Annotated in this window: 10 protein-coding genes and 4 tRNA genes; 10 read left to right on the top strand and 4 right to left on the bottom strand. The window is 61.1% G+C overall.

All coding sequences use genetic code 11. The features are described 5' to 3' along the window. Positions 1-3 precede the first annotated feature (3 nt). Together KI243_RS28100 and thiO are read left to right on the top strand one after the other, a co-directional pair. Positions 4-417, top strand: a complete 414-nt coding sequence (locus KI243_RS28100) for a type IV pilin protein (protein ID WP_017123472.1) — start codon at positions 4-6, stop codon at positions 415-417. Positions 418-464: 47 nt separating this feature from the next. Further along, entirely contained in the window at positions 465-1,565 is a 1,101-nt protein-coding gene (gene thiO / locus KI243_RS28095) for a glycine oxidase ThiO (protein WP_017123473.1), read from the top strand. A gap of 267 nt (positions 1,566-1,832) precedes the next feature. Here the strand turns inward: thiO and KI243_RS28090 are convergent, their stop codons facing one another. From KI243_RS28090 to KI243_RS28075, 4 genes are all read right to left on the bottom strand, one after another. Beyond that, positions 1,833-3,176 carry a sigma-54 dependent transcriptional regulator gene (locus KI243_RS28090; RefSeq protein ID WP_177064947.1) on the bottom strand — a complete coding sequence of 448 codons (1,344 nt, stop codon included), beginning with the start codon at positions 3,174-3,176 and terminating at the stop codon, positions 1,833-1,835. 2 nt (positions 3,177-3,178) lie between these two features. Then, positions 3,179-4,768 (bottom strand): ATP-binding protein, encoded by a 1,590-nt coding sequence (locus KI243_RS28085; RefSeq protein ID WP_017123475.1) that lies wholly within the window; start codon positions 4,766-4,768, stop codon positions 3,179-3,181. Beyond that, on the bottom strand, positions 4,758-4,991 hold the full coding sequence (locus KI243_RS28080; protein ID WP_177064949.1) for a PP0621 family protein: 234 nt from the start codon (positions 4,989-4,991) through the stop codon (positions 4,758-4,760). Before KI243_RS28080 ends, KI243_RS28085 begins: the two co-directional genes overlap by 11 nt. Positions 4,992-5,184: 193 nt before the next feature. Continuing rightward, on the bottom strand, positions 5,185-6,201 hold the full coding sequence (locus KI243_RS28075) for an outer membrane protein assembly factor BamD (protein ID WP_017123477.1): 1,017 nt from the start codon (positions 6,199-6,201) through the stop codon (positions 5,185-5,187). 150 nt (positions 6,202-6,351) lie between these two features. Here KI243_RS28075 and rluD point away from each other — a divergent pair, with 150 nt between their 5' ends. From rluD to wbpA, 8 genes are all read left to right on the top strand, one after another. Continuing rightward, the gene (rluD, locus tag KI243_RS28070; protein ID WP_042934227.1) at positions 6,352-7,314 is read left to right on the top strand and encodes a 23S rRNA pseudouridine(1911/1915/1917) synthase RluD; all 963 of its coding nucleotides are present in this window, start codon (positions 6,352-6,354) and stop codon (positions 7,312-7,314) included. Further along, complete coding sequence (gene pgeF / locus KI243_RS28065) at positions 7,311-8,036, top strand: peptidoglycan editing factor PgeF (protein WP_177118160.1); 726 nt, start codon at positions 7,311-7,313, stop codon at positions 8,034-8,036. Before rluD ends, pgeF begins: the two co-directional genes overlap by 4 nt. A 130-nt stretch (positions 8,037-8,166) precedes the next feature. Next, positions 8,167-10,731: an ATP-dependent chaperone ClpB gene (gene clpB, locus KI243_RS28060; RefSeq protein ID WP_042934230.1), complete on the top strand. Its 2,565-nt coding sequence runs from the start codon at positions 8,167-8,169 to the stop codon at positions 10,729-10,731. 390 nt (positions 10,732-11,121) lie between these two features. Then, a tRNA-Asn gene (locus KI243_RS28055) sits at positions 11,122-11,197 on the top strand. 9 nt (positions 11,198-11,206) lie between these two features. Then, positions 11,207-11,283, top strand: a tRNA-Pro gene (locus KI243_RS28050). A gap of 5 nt (positions 11,284-11,288) precedes the next feature. After that, positions 11,289-11,364 (top strand) — tRNA-Lys (locus tag KI243_RS28045). 107 nt (positions 11,365-11,471) lie between these two features. Beyond that, positions 11,472-11,548 (top strand) — tRNA-Pro (locus KI243_RS28040). Positions 11,549-12,074: 526 nt separating this feature from the next. Then, positions 12,075-13,388 (top strand): UDP-N-acetyl-D-glucosamine 6-dehydrogenase, encoded by a 1,314-nt coding sequence (gene wbpA / locus KI243_RS28035; protein WP_178989999.1) that lies wholly within the window; start codon positions 12,075-12,077, stop codon positions 13,386-13,388. Positions 13,389-13,395 lie beyond the last annotated feature (7 nt).

Genomic DNA, 13,395 nt, shown 5'->3' with positions numbered 1-13,395 from the left:
TCAATGCGTAGAGCCAGTAAAGGTTTCACCCTGATCGAGTTGATGATTGCCGTGGCGGTTGTCGGGATTCTTGCCGCTATCGCCTATCCAAACTACACCGCCTACGTGCAGCGCACTCATCGCTACGAAATTGCCGAATTGCTCTACGAGCAGGCGCAGGCGCTGGAGCGTTTCTACTCGCGCAGCGCCACCGCGGCCAACCCGGTGGCTACCTACGCCGGGGCGACGGTGAGTGGCGGTAACACGTACTACACGATTGCCTCGAACCTTGCCGCGACGGGGTTCACCTTGACGGCAACCCCGATACCGGGTTCGATGATGGCCAATGATGCCTGTGGTACCTATACATTGAGCAACACCAACGCTCGAACCAACTCCGGAGCGGGCATGAGCCTCAAGGATTGCTGGGGTCGCTGAATCTGTCAGGGATGTTGTGTCGGTTTCTTTTCTGTCTGGATCAATAAATGAGTACCCAGCAACACGTAGTCATTGTCGGCGGCGGTGTGATTGGCCTTTTGACCGCATTCAACCTGGCCGGGCAGGTCGCCCGGGTAACCCTGCTTGATCGTTCCGGCCTGGGCCAGGAGTCCTCCTGGGCCGGCGGCGGGATCGTCTCGCCGTTGTACCCATGGCGCTACAGTTCGGCCGTCACGGCCCTGGCCCACTGGTCCCAGGATTTTTATCCACAACTGGGTGAGCGACTTTTCGCCAGCACCGGTGTGGATCCCGAGGTGCACACCACCGGGCTCTACTGGCTCGACCTGGATGACGAGGCCGAGGCCCTGGCCTGGGCCGAACGCGAGCAGCGCCCGTTGAGTCCTGTGGATATCTCGGCGGTCCATGACGCCGTGCCCGTCATGGGCGGGGGCTACTCCCGGGCGATCTACATGGCCAATGTCGCCAATGTGCGCAATCCGCGTCTGGTGAAATCACTCAAGGCGGCCTTGCAGGCATTGCCCAATGTCACCCTTCACGAACAGTGCGAAGTCAGCGACTTTATCCGCGAGGGCGGGAAGGTGGTCGGCGTGCAGACTGCCACAGGTGGCATTCGGGCCGACCAGGTGGTGCTGGCTGCCGGTGCCTGGAGTGGTGAACTGTTGAAGAAGCTGGGCCTGGAGCTGCCGGTCGAGCCGGTCAAGGGCCAGATGATTCTGTACAAGTGCGCGGCGGATTTTCTGCCCAGCATGATCCTCGCCAAAGGGCGTTATGCTATCCCGCGACGCGACGGCCATATCCTGATCGGCAGCACCCTGGAGCACGAGGGGTTCGACAAGACGCCGACCCTGTCTGCCCTGGAAAGCCTCAAGGCATCGGCGGTGGAGCTGATCCCGGCGCTGGCGGGCGTCGAGCCCGTTGCCCACTGGGCGGGATTGCGCCCCGGCTCGCCGGCGGGCATCCCGTTCATTGGTCGGGTCCCCGGTTTTGACGGGCTCTGGCTCAACTGCGGGCACTACCGCAACGGCCTGGTGCTGGCGCCAGCGTCCTGCCAGCTGTTTGCCGATCTGTTGCTGGGACACGAACCGATCATCGACCCGGCACCTTATGCGCCCGAGGGCCGGCTCTGAAGCTTCCCCGGTGATCCTGGAAACCCAACCCTGTAGGAGCCTGGCTTGCCAGCGATAAAGCCAGTGGGAGCTGCATCGATCTTGCGGCCGCCATCGCCGGCAAGCCGGCTCCCACGGGATTCGGGCTGGGCGTGGAGTCCGTGTCCGAGCACAAACAATGTAGGAGCCTGGCTTGCCAGCGATGAGGCCGGTGGGAACTGCATTGATCTTGCGGCCGCCATCGCCGGCAAGCCGGCTCCCGCAGTAGCTGTGTCAATCAATGAGCGTTTAATCCAGCCCCAGTTTCTTGAGGCGATATCGCATCGAGCGGAATGACAGATTCAGTCGCTGGGCCGCCGCGGTGCGGTTCCAGCGGGTTTCCTCCAGGGCCTGGAGGATCAGCTTGCGCTCGATGCTTTCCAGGTAGTCTTCCAGGTTATCGATCTGCGCCAGGCTCGGCTCCCCGGGCTCGGCGTTATTGCCCTCGGCTTGCGCCAGTCGCAGGTCGCTGGCTTCGATCTGCTCGTTCTCGCACAGGGTGTAGGCTCGTTCGAGCATATTCTCCAGTTCGCGCACGTTACCGGGAAAGCGATAACCCTTGAGGGTATCCAGGGCATGGGGGTGCAGCCTGGCGGCAGGTTGCCCGCTGCCCGAGGCCAGGCGCTTGAGCACATTGGTCGCCAGTGGCTCGATATCGTCGCGGCGTTCGCGCAGCGAGGGCACCCGCAGCTCGATGACGTTCAGCCGGTAATACAGGTCCTGGCGAAAGCGTCCGGCGCTGACTTCGCCGTTCAGGTCCTTGTGGGTGGCGCACAGGATCCGCACATCCACCACTTCCTCCTGCTGACCGCCGACACTGCGCACGGCCTTCTCCTGGATCGCCCGCAGCAGCTTGACCTGCATGGCCAGGGGCAGGTCGGCGACCTCATCGAGAAACAGGGTGCCGCCGTTGGCGGCCTGGAACAATCCGGGCTTGTCTTCGACGGCACCGCTGAAGCTGCCTTTGCGATGGCCGAAAAACTCGCTTTCCATCAGCTCCGAAGGAATCGCCCCGCAGTTGACCGGCACGAACGGGCGCTCGGCGCGGGGCCCTTGCTCGTGGATCAGGCGTGCCACCAGTTCCTTGCCGCTGCCTGATTCGCCACTGATATACACCGGCGCCTGACTGCGGGCCAGCTTGTCGATCTGCTTGCGCAGGGCGCGCATAGGCAGCGAATCGCCCAGCAGGCGGTTATCGATGGACGGTGGTTTTTCACCGGCCAGCGGCAGGCGCAAGGCACTGGCGACCAGCTCCCGCAAGCGGGCGAGATCCACCGGCTTGGTCAGGAAGTCGAAGGCGCCGGACTTGAGTGCGTTGATCGCGGTGTCCAGGCTGCCGTAGGCGGTGATCATCGCCACGGGCACCTGGGGGTGGCGCTGCTGGATGTGCTGGACCAGTTCCAGCCCCGTACCGTCCGGCAGGCGCATGTCGGTCAGGCACAGGTCGAAGCTGTCCCGGGCCAGTTTTTCCCGGGCTTCGCCGACGTTGCGGGCGCTCTGGGTATCGAGTTTCATCCGGCCCAGAGTGATTTCCAGGAGTTCGCGGATATCCGGCTCATCATCGACGATCAGGATCTTTTGCCGTGGGCTCATGTTCAACTCTGTTTGCGTGCGTGAGCGAAGGTGATGCGAAAGCAACTGCCGCCTTGGCGCCTGGAGTAGTCCAGGCGGGCCTGGTTGCTTTCGCATAACTCGCGGGACAGGTACAGGCCCAGGCCCGTGCCCTGGCTTTCGGTGGTGAAGAACGGCTCGAACAGGTGCTGCAGCTGTTCGGGGGCGACGCCGGGGCCATTATCCAGTACTTCCAGGGTCGGCAGTTCATTCTTCTGTTCCAGCGACAGCTTCAGCCAGACCTCGGCCTGATCATGCAACTGGGCACTGTAGCGCAGGCCGTTTTCCAGCAGGTTGTTCAATACCTGTGTCAACTGTAGCGGGTCGGCGCGGGTTTGCAGCCAGGCACTGCCGATCTCCAGGTGGAGTTGCTGGTTCGGTCGGGCCCGTTCGCGCCATTCGCTGACAAAGGTCTCCAGCCAGGTGCCCAGGTCGAGCAACTGCGGTTCGGCGGGTCGCCGACGGGACAGCTGGAGTACATTCTCGATCACCAGATTCATGCGCTTGGACTGATCCTGGATTATTTGCGTGAGACGCCGGTCAGGACCTTGCAGTTCCTCCGACTCCTGCAGCAGCTGGGCGGCGTGGCTGACGGCACCCAGGGGGTTGCGGATTTCGTGGGCGATACCGGCGGTCAGGCGGCCCAGGGCGGCGAGCTTGAGTTGCTGGGCCTGTTGGGCGATCTGCGACAGGTCCTCGAGGAAAACCAGCGTTTGCTGTTGCTCACCACGCTGCAGTGCGATGAACGCGGGCTGCAGCACGGCGCTGCCACCGGCGATTTTCAGGCTTTGCGGGCGCAACGTGGGATTGCTTTGCCACAGGCGCAGGCGGGCGATCAGCTCTGGCGAGCAGCTTTCGATCGATTGCCCGATGACATCGGTCTGGCCCAGCAGTGCGAGGACGCTGGGGTTGGCCAGTTGGGCGCGGTACTCGGCATCGAGTACCAGGATGCCGGTGCGCATGCGTTGCAGGATCAGTGCATTGAGCGCTTCGAGGTTGGTCACGTCACTGGCGCGCTGTTCGGCCAGGGTATCGCTCACGATCAGCAGGCGGGTCAGGCCCTGGACGAGCAGCGCCGCGGCAAAGCACAGGGCGCCGAGCAGCCCGGCCTGTACGTAGTAGTTGGCGGCTGCCGGGCGGCTGAAGCTCAGGTAGAAGGTCAGGTAGATAATGCCGATGGCCGATACGGCGGCAATCAACAGGCCGATACGACCACGCAGCAGCACGTTGCTGATCGCCACCGAGGCGATCAGCAGGTTGCCGATCCCGCTGGGTGTGCCGCCGGCGGCATAGAACAGGCCGGAGAGCATGATGGCGTCGGCCAGCGCCAGGCTGAAGACCTGGGCCTGGCGCTTGGGGTTTTCCAGCAGCACCACTACCAGGATATTCAGGATCAGGTAGATCCAGCTGCCGGTGCGAAACAGCTCGCCGTCGGCCAGCTCCAGCAACTTGTCGTCCATCTTGCTGGAAATCAGCAGGACCAGGGCCACGCCGATGCTCAGGCGATACAGGTGATAGAGCCGCAGCAGGCGTTGTGCCTGGGAGCCTTCGAGACTGAGGGTCTCAGCGGTCACGAGCGCCCGGGCCTTGCTCGAGATGGGCCTGGCTGCAATACCACTGCTGTTGCTGGCTCAGGGCGCGGTCGCGAGGCAGGTGCACGCCGCAGTGCGCGCAACGCACCATGGGCGGGGCATTCAGCTCGTCGGAGGGGCGGGCGGCGGTTTCGGCCCGTTTGAATTTGCGCCAGAACCATACGGCGGCAGCGATCAGAGCAATCCAGAACAGTAAACGAACCATGGCGACCAGCTATTCGGCGAGTGATCCGGCAGTTTAGCCAAGCTCATGACGGGCGCACAGAGCAATTACCGCGGGCCGGGCCAAAGATAAAAAAAAGAGCCCATAAGGGCTCTCTTTTGAACAGATGTCGCTGTTTGCGCGAGGATAGCGGTGAATGTCACACCGCTATCGCCAGCAAGCCGGCTCCCACGACTCAGTCGAACACACCGAAGGTCATGTAGCTGAACCACGAACGGTTGCTGTTGCTGCCCTCGGCTTCATGCTGTTCTTCTTCAACGGCATCGCCTTCGGTCGGCTTCAGGTCTGACGGGATCGCATCCTTGGCATCCTGGAACTGTTTCAGCACGTCCTGGTTGGCGCGGGTTTCTCCCGGTGGCAGCGGCGGACGGGATTCGATCAGGCCCAGGGTGGCCTTGCTCAGCCAGGAGCGGTTGTCCGCCTCGGCGACGCGTGGCACGAACTGGCCGTCGACCAGGCTCGGGTGATTCGGGTAGTTGGCCTTCAGGACTTCCAGGCTGCTGGCAGCCAGTTCATCCAGGTGCAGGCGCTGGTAGGACTCGACCATCACCGCCAGGCCGTCACCGACCGAAGGGGTTTCCTGGAAGTTCTCCACCACGTAGCGACCGCGGTTGGCCGCGGCGACGTAGGCCTGGCGAGTCAGGTAGTAGTCGGCCACGTGGATCTCGTAGGACGCCAGCAGGTTGCGCAGGTAGATCATGCGCTGCTTGGCGTCCGGCGCGTAGCGGCTGTTCGGGTAGCGGCTGGTGAGCTGGGCGAACTCGTTGTAGGAGTCGCGGGCGGCACCCGGGTCACGCTTGGTCATGTCCAGCGGCAGGAAGCGCGCCAGCAGGCCCACGTCCTGGTCGAAAGAGGTCAGGCCCTTGAGGTAGTAGGCATAATCCACGTTCGGGTGCTGCGGGTGCAGGCGGATAAAACGCTCTGCCGCGGACTTGGCCGCTTCCGGCTCGGCGTTCTTGTAGTTGGCGTAGATCAGTTCGAGCTGGGCCTGGTCGGCGTAGCGGCCGAATGGATAGCGCGACTCCAGGGCCTTGAGCTTGGCGGTGGCGCTGGTATAGCTGTGGTTGTCCAGGTCGGCCTGCGCCTGCTGGTACAGCTCGACTTCGCTCAGGTTTTCGTCAACGACTTCCTTCGATGAGCAAGCAGCGGTCAGTGCGAGGATGGCGATCAGCAGCAGGTGTTTCACTTGCATGGCGGCTTGCGTCCCTATGACGGCCGCTGTCTTGGGCGGGGCCGTCCTGTTATGATGAGTGCCCCGTTGAAAGCCTCGGGGCAAAAGACGCCGTATTTAACCACAAGCGCGCAGCCGAAACCAAAGGCTGTGCCGACGCCTAGTCCGAGCATGTCCGATAAAATTGAACTTCGCGCAGAGGTGCCGTCCGAACTGGGCGGCCAACGCCTCGATCAAGTCGCCGCACAACTATTCGCCGAGCACTCGCGCTCGCGCCTTTCCGCCTGGATCAAAGACGGCCGCCTGACTGTGGATGGAGCGGTCATCCGCCCGCGAGACATCGTCCATGGCGGCGCCATCCTCGAGCTGACCGCCGAGCAGGAGGCCCAGGGCGAATGGATCGCCCAGGACATCGAGCTCGATATCGTCTATGAAGACGACGATATCCTGGTCATCAACAAGCCCGCGGGCCTGGTGGTGCACCCGGCTGCCGGGCATGCCGATGGCACCCTGCTCAATGCCTTGCTGCACCACGTGCCGGATATCATCAATGTGCCGCGCGCGGGCATCGTGCATCGCCTGGACAAGGACACCACCGGCCTGATGGTCGTGGCCAAGACCATCCAGGCGCAGACGCAGCTCGTCACGCAATTGCAGAGCCGCAGCGTCAGCCGCATCTATGAGTGCATCGTGATCGGTGTGGTGACGGCGGGTGGCAAGATCAACGCGCCGATCGGCCGGCACGGCCAGCAGCGCCAGCGCATGGCGGTGATGGAAGGCGGCAAGCAGGCGGTGAGTCACTATCGCGTGCTCGAGCGTTTCCGCTCCCATACCCACGTCCGGGTGAAGCTGGAAACCGGGCGTACCCACCAGATCCGTGTGCACATGGCTCACATCAACTTCCCGTTGGTCGGTGATCCGGCCTACGGCGGACGTTTCCGCATCCCGCCGGCCGCAAGCATGACCATGGTCGAGTCGTTGAAGAACTTCCCGCGCCAGGCCTTGCACGCACGCTTCCTGGAACTGGACCATCCGACGACCGGTCAGCGCATGAGCTGGGAATCGCCGCTGCCGGACGACTTCGTCTGGTTGCTGTCGCTGCTCAAGCAGGATCGCGAGGCGTTCATCGGGTGAGTGACTTCCTGATTCCCGACTGGCCTGCGCCGGCAAGGGTCAGGTCCTGTGTCACTACCCGGGCGGGCGGTGTCAGCCTGGCACCGTTCGATAGCCTGAATCTCGGCGATCATGTCGACGACGATCCGCTGGCGGTCGCGGAAAACCGTCGACGTCTCAATAGCGCCTTCGATATCCGTCTGGCCTGGTTGCGCCAGGTGCATGGGGTGGTGGTGGTCGAGGCCGATCCGGCGGTGACCGCCGAGGCCGATGGCAGCTGGACTGCGACACCAGGGGTTGCCTGCACGGCGATGACCGCTGATTGTCTGCCGGCCCTGTTCTGTGATCGTGCCGGTACCCGTGTGGCGGCGGCCCATGCCGGTTGGCGCGGCTTGGCGGCGGGAGTGCTGGAAGCGACCGCCGATAGCCTCGACGTGCCCGCCTCGGAGATTCTGGTCTGGCTTGGTCCGGCCATCGGCCCAGAGGCCTTCGAAGTGGGGGCCGAGGTCCGCGAAGCCTTTGTCTCGGGCCATCCCCAAGCCAGCGATGCCTTTGTTCCCAGCCGCAACGCCGGGCGCTTCATGGCGGACATCTATGCCCTGGCCCGCCTCCGTCTGGCGGCACGGGGGATCACGGCAGTCCATGGCGGCGGCTTCTGCACGGTTTCCGATCCGCGCTTCTATTCCTATCGGCGCAGTCCGCGCACCGGTCGTTTTGCTTCCCTGATCTGGCTCGAAGGCTAGACTCTCCTGATCTGCGTCAATTGTCCGACGCTTGAAACTCCCAGAATCGACCGCATCTATAGGGACATCTGGCAGGTTTCTTCATTCAGGTGTGTCCATCGCTCCGGCCTGCTCAAAAGGAAGGTGAAAAATGCGTATAGACCGATTGACCAGCAAATTGCAGTTGGCATTGTCCGATGCCCAGTCCCTGGCCGTAGGCCTCGATCATCCGGCCATCGAGCCCGCTCACTTGATGCAGGCGTTGCTGGAGCAGCAGGGTGGTTCGATCAAACCCCTGCTGATGCAGGTAGGCTTCGAGGTCAACAGCCTGCGCAAGGAGTTGAGCAAGGAGCTCGACCAGTTGCCGAAAATCCAGAATCCCACCGGCGACGTGAACATGTCGCAGGATCTCGCGCGGCTGTTGAACCAGGCTGACCGGCTGGCCCAGCAGAAGGGCGATCAATTCATCTCCAGCGAACTGGTGCTGCTCGCCGCCATGGACGAGAACAGCAAGCTTGGCAAGTTACTGCTGGGTCAGGGCGTCAGCAAGAAGGCCCTGGAGAACGCGATCACCAACCTGCGCGGTGGCGCGGCAGTCAATGACGCCAACGTCGAGGAGTCGCGCCAGGCCCTGGACAAGTACACCGTCGACCTGACCAAGCGTGCCGAAGAGGGCAAGCTCGATCCGGTGATCGGTCGTGACGACGAAATCCGTCGCACGATCCAGGTGCTGCAACGGCGGACCAAGAACAACCCGGTGTTGATCGGCGAGCCCGGCGTGGGCAAGACCGCGATCGCCGAAGGCCTGGCCCAGCGCATCATCAATGGCGAAGTGCCCGACGGCCTGAAGGGCAAGCGCCTGCTGTCGCTGGACATGGGGGCGCTGATTGCCGGGGCGAAGTACCGGGGCGAGTTCGAAGAGCGCCTGAAGTCGCTGCTCAATGAGCTGTCGAAGCAGGAAGGGCAGATCATTCTGTTCATCGACGAATTGCACACCATGGTCGGCGCCGGCAAGGGCGAAGGCTCGATGGATGCAGGCAACATGCTCAAGCCGGCGCTGGCCCGCGGCGAGCTGCACTGCGTCGGGGCGACCACGCTCAACGAGTATCGCCAGTATATAGAGAAGGACGCGGCCCTCGAGCGGCGCTTCCAGAAGGTCCTGGTGGACGAGCCGAGCGAGGAAGACACCATTGCCATCCTGCGCGGCCTGAAGGAACGCTATGAGGTTCACCACAAGGTGGCGATCACCGATGGCGCAATCATTGCCGCGGCCAAGCTCAGTCATCGCTACATCACCGATCGCCAGTTGCCGGACAAGGCCATCGACCTGATCGATGAGGCCGCCAGCCGCATCCGCATGGAAATCGATTCCAAGCCGGAAGTGCTGGACCGCCTGGAGCGTCGCCTGATTCAGCTCAAGGTCGAATCCCAGGCGCTGAAGAAGGAAGACGATGAGGCGGCGATCAAGCGCCTGGAAAAACTCCAGGAAGAAATTGTCCGTCTGGAGCGCGAGTACGCCGACCTGGAAGAAATCTGGACTTCGGAAAAAGCCGAAGTGCAGGGTTCTGCGCAGATCCAGCAGAAAATCGAGCAGTCGCGCCAGGAGTTGGAAGCCGCCCGCCGCAAGGGTGACCTCAATCGCATGGCCGAACTTCAGTACGGGGTGATCCCGGACCTCGAGCGCAGCCTGCAGATGGTCGACCAGCATGGCCAGAGCGAAAACCAGTTGCTGCGCAGCAAGGTGACCGAGGAAGAAATTGCCGAGGTCGTTTCCAAGTGGACCGGTATTCCGGTGTCGAAGATGCTCGAAGGCGAGCGCGACAAGCTGCTGAAGATGGAAAGCCTGCTGCACCAGCGCGTTATCGGTCAAGAGGAAGCGGTAGTGGCTGTCGCCAATGCGGTACGGCGTTCCCGTGCCGGGTTGTCCGACCCGAACCGGCCGAGCGGCTCGTTCATGTTCCTCGGCCCGACCGGCGTGGGCAAGACCGAGCTGTGCAAAGCCCTGGCCGAATTCCTGTTCGACACCGAAGAGGCGATGGTGCGGATCGATATGTCCGAGTTCATGGAGAAACACTCCGTGGCTCGCCTGATCGGTGCGCCACCGGGCTATGTGGGCTATGAAGAGGGCGGTTATCTGACCGAGGCGGTACGCCGCAAGCCTTACTCCGTGATCCTGCTGGACGAGGTCGAGAAGGCCCATCCCGATGTGTTCAACATTTTGCTGCAGGTGCTGGAAGACGGTCGCCTGACGGACAGCCATGGTCGTACCGTGGATTTCCGCAACACGGTCATCGTGATGACTTCCAACCTGGGCTCGGTACAGATCCAGGAGCTGGTGGGCGATCGTGAGGCGCAGCGGGCAGCGGTGATGGATGCGCTGGGTAGTCATTTCCGGCCGGAGTTCATCAACCGGGTCGACGAAGTGGTGATCTTCGAGCCGTTGGCGCGGGATCAGATCGCCGGTATCACCGAGATCCAGTTGGGCCGCCTGCGTGGACGCCTGGCCGAGCGCGAGCTGAAGCTGGAGTTGAGCGCCGAGGCCATGGACAAGCTGATCGCCGTCGGTTACGACCCGGTCTATGGTGCGCGGCCGCTCAAACGGGCCATCCAGCGCTGGATCGAGAACCCGTTGGCACAGTTGATCCTGTCGGGGCGCTTTGTCCCCGGGGCAAGCGTTACGGGTACGGTGGAAAACGATGAGATCGTCTTTGCCTGAGGTCCGCGATCACTTGTAGGAACTGGCTTGCCGGCGATGGCGTGCGCAAGGACGATGCAGGGCTCATGGGCCCTATCGCTGGCAAGCGGGCTCCCACAGGATTTCGGAAAGCTTTTTTTCGGTAGGGCGTTGAACTCAAAGAAAAAGGCTTGTAAAGTGCGCCCCGCAGTACGGTCACCCCGGATTTCCCTCCCCAGGGGAATTCCTGAAAAAAGATTGCAAATCATTGTCTTGAAAGCAATTTAGGGGGTTGACAGGGTGGTTTAAGGTTGTAGAATAGCGCGCCTCAGACACACGAACGCAGCGCAGCGATGCGAACGAGTCGAAGAGTAAGCTTCCAGCGATGGGAGTGAGCGTTGGATGTAAGAGTTGTAACTTGAAATATGTAGTTCCGTGATAGCTCAGTCGGTAGAGCAAATGACTGTTAATCATTGGGTCCCAGGTTCGAGTCCTGGTCACGGAGCCAATTTCAAACCGGGGTATAGCGCAGTCCGGTAGCGCGCCTGCTTTGGGAGCAGGATGTCAGGAGTTCGAATCCCCTTACCCCGACCATTTTTGGGTCGTTAGCTCAGTTGGTAGAGCAGTTGGCTTTTAACCAATTGGTCGTAGGTTCGAATCCCACACGACCCACCATTTTTGAAACCGGTTAGCGCTGGAATCAAATCTTAAGATCAGAGGCCAAAAGCGCTGATCGAAGAAGGCGCCTTTTAATTTCAAACTAAAAGGTGCCTTTTTTTTACCGGGGTATAGCGCAGTCCGGTAGCGCGCCTGCTTTGGGAGCAGGATGTCAGGAGTTCGAATCCCCTTACCCCGACCATATTCAGAAAAAAAGCACCCGCAAGGGTGCTTTTTTTTTGCGGTCGAATTCAAGGAATGGGCCGGGGGGGGGCATTCTCGCCGCGCTCATGCTGCCTTTTGTTCTGGTCCTTGTAGAGCCTCGGGTGTTGAAGGGCGGAGGGCTGCGCTTCAGTCTGCGGTTCTCATCGAGTGGTTGGGCCGGCAATTACCTTAAAGCCATGCGGGCAGATAAATGGCATAATTTAGTTTTTTGATTATGGGCCTTAAGGGGTGTCATCCTGGGCCGCCATGGTGCCATGGCCCGCAGGCTGGCGTTTTCAGTGCAGACGGCTATTCGTATCGGGGCTGCCAGGATGAGCTTGTTGGTTTGTCGTTTGTATGCAGAAATGGCCTCCGGGGGGTTGATGCGATGTGTGGCAGGCACGGCGTGAGCGTGGCCAGGAAAATGCAGGACGGATATGCGAAGGAAAACATCAGCAACAGGTGATGAACCCCGGTTAGTTGAAGTTTGAATCGTTTCAAGAGTTGAATGGGAGTTTTACCTGATGTCGGGCATCAAGCACGCGAGTGTTGGCAAGTTCAAAAGCAGAGAAGCTCTAATTGGTATCGTCGGGCTAGGTTATGTCGGTCTGCCGCTGATGTTGCGTTACAACGCTATCGGGTTTCGTGTGCTGGGCATCGATATCGATGAAGCCAAGGTCTCTCGCCTGAATGCTGGGCAAAGCTATATCGAGCATATTCCCGCGGAAAAAATACACGCTGCTCGTCAAAGCGGTTTCGAGGCCACCACTGATTTTCAGCGGGCCAGCGAATGTGATGCATTGATTCTGTGTGTGCCAACCCCTCTGAACAAGTACCGTGAACCGGACATGAGCTTCGTGATCAACACCACCGAAGCCATAAAACCCTATTTGCGCGAGGGGCAGGTCGTCTCTCTGGAAAGCACCACTTATCCGGGGACTACGGAAGAAGAGCTGCTTCCGCGCGTCGAGGAAGGCGGGTTGAAAGTCGGTGAGAACATTTTCCTGGTCTATTCGCCCGAGCGTGAAGATCCAGGCAATCCGGACTTTGAGACTCGCACCATTCCCAAGGTGATCGGTGGACATACCCCAGCCTGCCTGGAGGTGGGGGTTGCCTTGTACGAGCAGGCGATTGATCGCGTGGTCTCCGTCAGTTCCACCAAGGCCGCGGAGATGACCAAGCTGCTTGAAAATATCCACCGTGCGGTGAATATCGGCCTGGTCAACGAGATGAAAGTGGTCGCCGATCGAATGGGGATCGATATCTTTGAGGTGGTCGACGCGGCTGCTACCAAGCCTTTCGGCTTCACTCCGTATTACCCTGGCCCGGGCCTGGGTGGGCACTGCATCCCGATTGATCCGTTTTACCTGACCTGGAAGGCCCGTGAGTACGGCTTGCACACGCGCTTCATCGAGCTCTCCGGCGAGGTCAACCAGGCCATGCCCGAGTATGTGGTCGGTAAACTGATGGATGGTCTCAACAACAGCAGCAAGGCCCTTAAGGGCAGCAAGGTGCTGGTACTCGGTATTGCCTACAAGAAAAACGTGGACGATATGCGCGAGTCGCCTTCCGTTGAAATCATGGAACTGCTTGAGGCCAAGGGGTGTGTGGTGGCTTATAGCGATCCACATGTCCCGGTTTTCCCCAAGATGCGTGAGCACCACTTCGACCTGTCCAGTGAAGCGCTGACAGTTGAAAACCTTGCCAGTTTCGATGCCGTTGTCCTGGCCACTGATCACGATAAATTCGACTATGAGCTGATTCGCCAGCACGCACGACTGCTGATCGATAGCCGCGGCAAGTACCGTGTCCCTGAAGCTCATATCATCAAAGCCTGATTGCTGG

This window comes from Pseudomonas sp. Ost2 (assembly GCF_018326065.1).
Classification (GTDB): Bacteria; Pseudomonadota; Gammaproteobacteria; order Pseudomonadales; family Pseudomonadaceae; genus Aquipseudomonas; species Aquipseudomonas gingeri.
This window is presented reverse-complemented; position numbering and strand designations above follow the sequence as displayed.

Excerpts from the sequence above, each read along its gene's own strand:
- KI243_RS28100 (WP_017123472.1), top strand. The coding sequence starts at position 4 with ATGCGTAGAGCCAGTAAAGGTTTCACCCTGATCGAGTTGATGATTGCC.
- thiO (WP_017123473.1), top strand. The coding sequence starts at position 465 with ATGAGTACCCAGCAACACGTAGTCATTGTCGGCGGCGGTGTGATTGGC.
- KI243_RS28090 (WP_177064947.1), bottom strand. The coding sequence starts at position 3,176 with ATGAGCCCACGGCAAAAGATCCTGATCGTCGATGATGAGCCGGATATC.
- KI243_RS28080 (WP_177064949.1), bottom strand. The coding sequence starts at position 4,991 with ATGGTTCGTTTACTGTTCTGGATTGCTCTGATCGCTGCCGCCGTATGG.
- KI243_RS28075 (WP_017123477.1), bottom strand. The coding sequence starts at position 6,201 with ATGCAAGTGAAACACCTGCTGCTGATCGCCATCCTCGCACTGACCGCT.
- rluD (WP_042934227.1), top strand. The coding sequence starts at position 6,352 with ATGTCCGATAAAATTGAACTTCGCGCAGAGGTGCCGTCCGAACTGGGC.
- clpB (WP_042934230.1), top strand. The coding sequence starts at position 8,167 with ATGCGTATAGACCGATTGACCAGCAAATTGCAGTTGGCATTGTCCGAT.
- wbpA (WP_178989999.1), top strand. The coding sequence starts at position 12,075 with ATGTCGGGCATCAAGCACGCGAGTGTTGGCAAGTTCAAAAGCAGAGAA.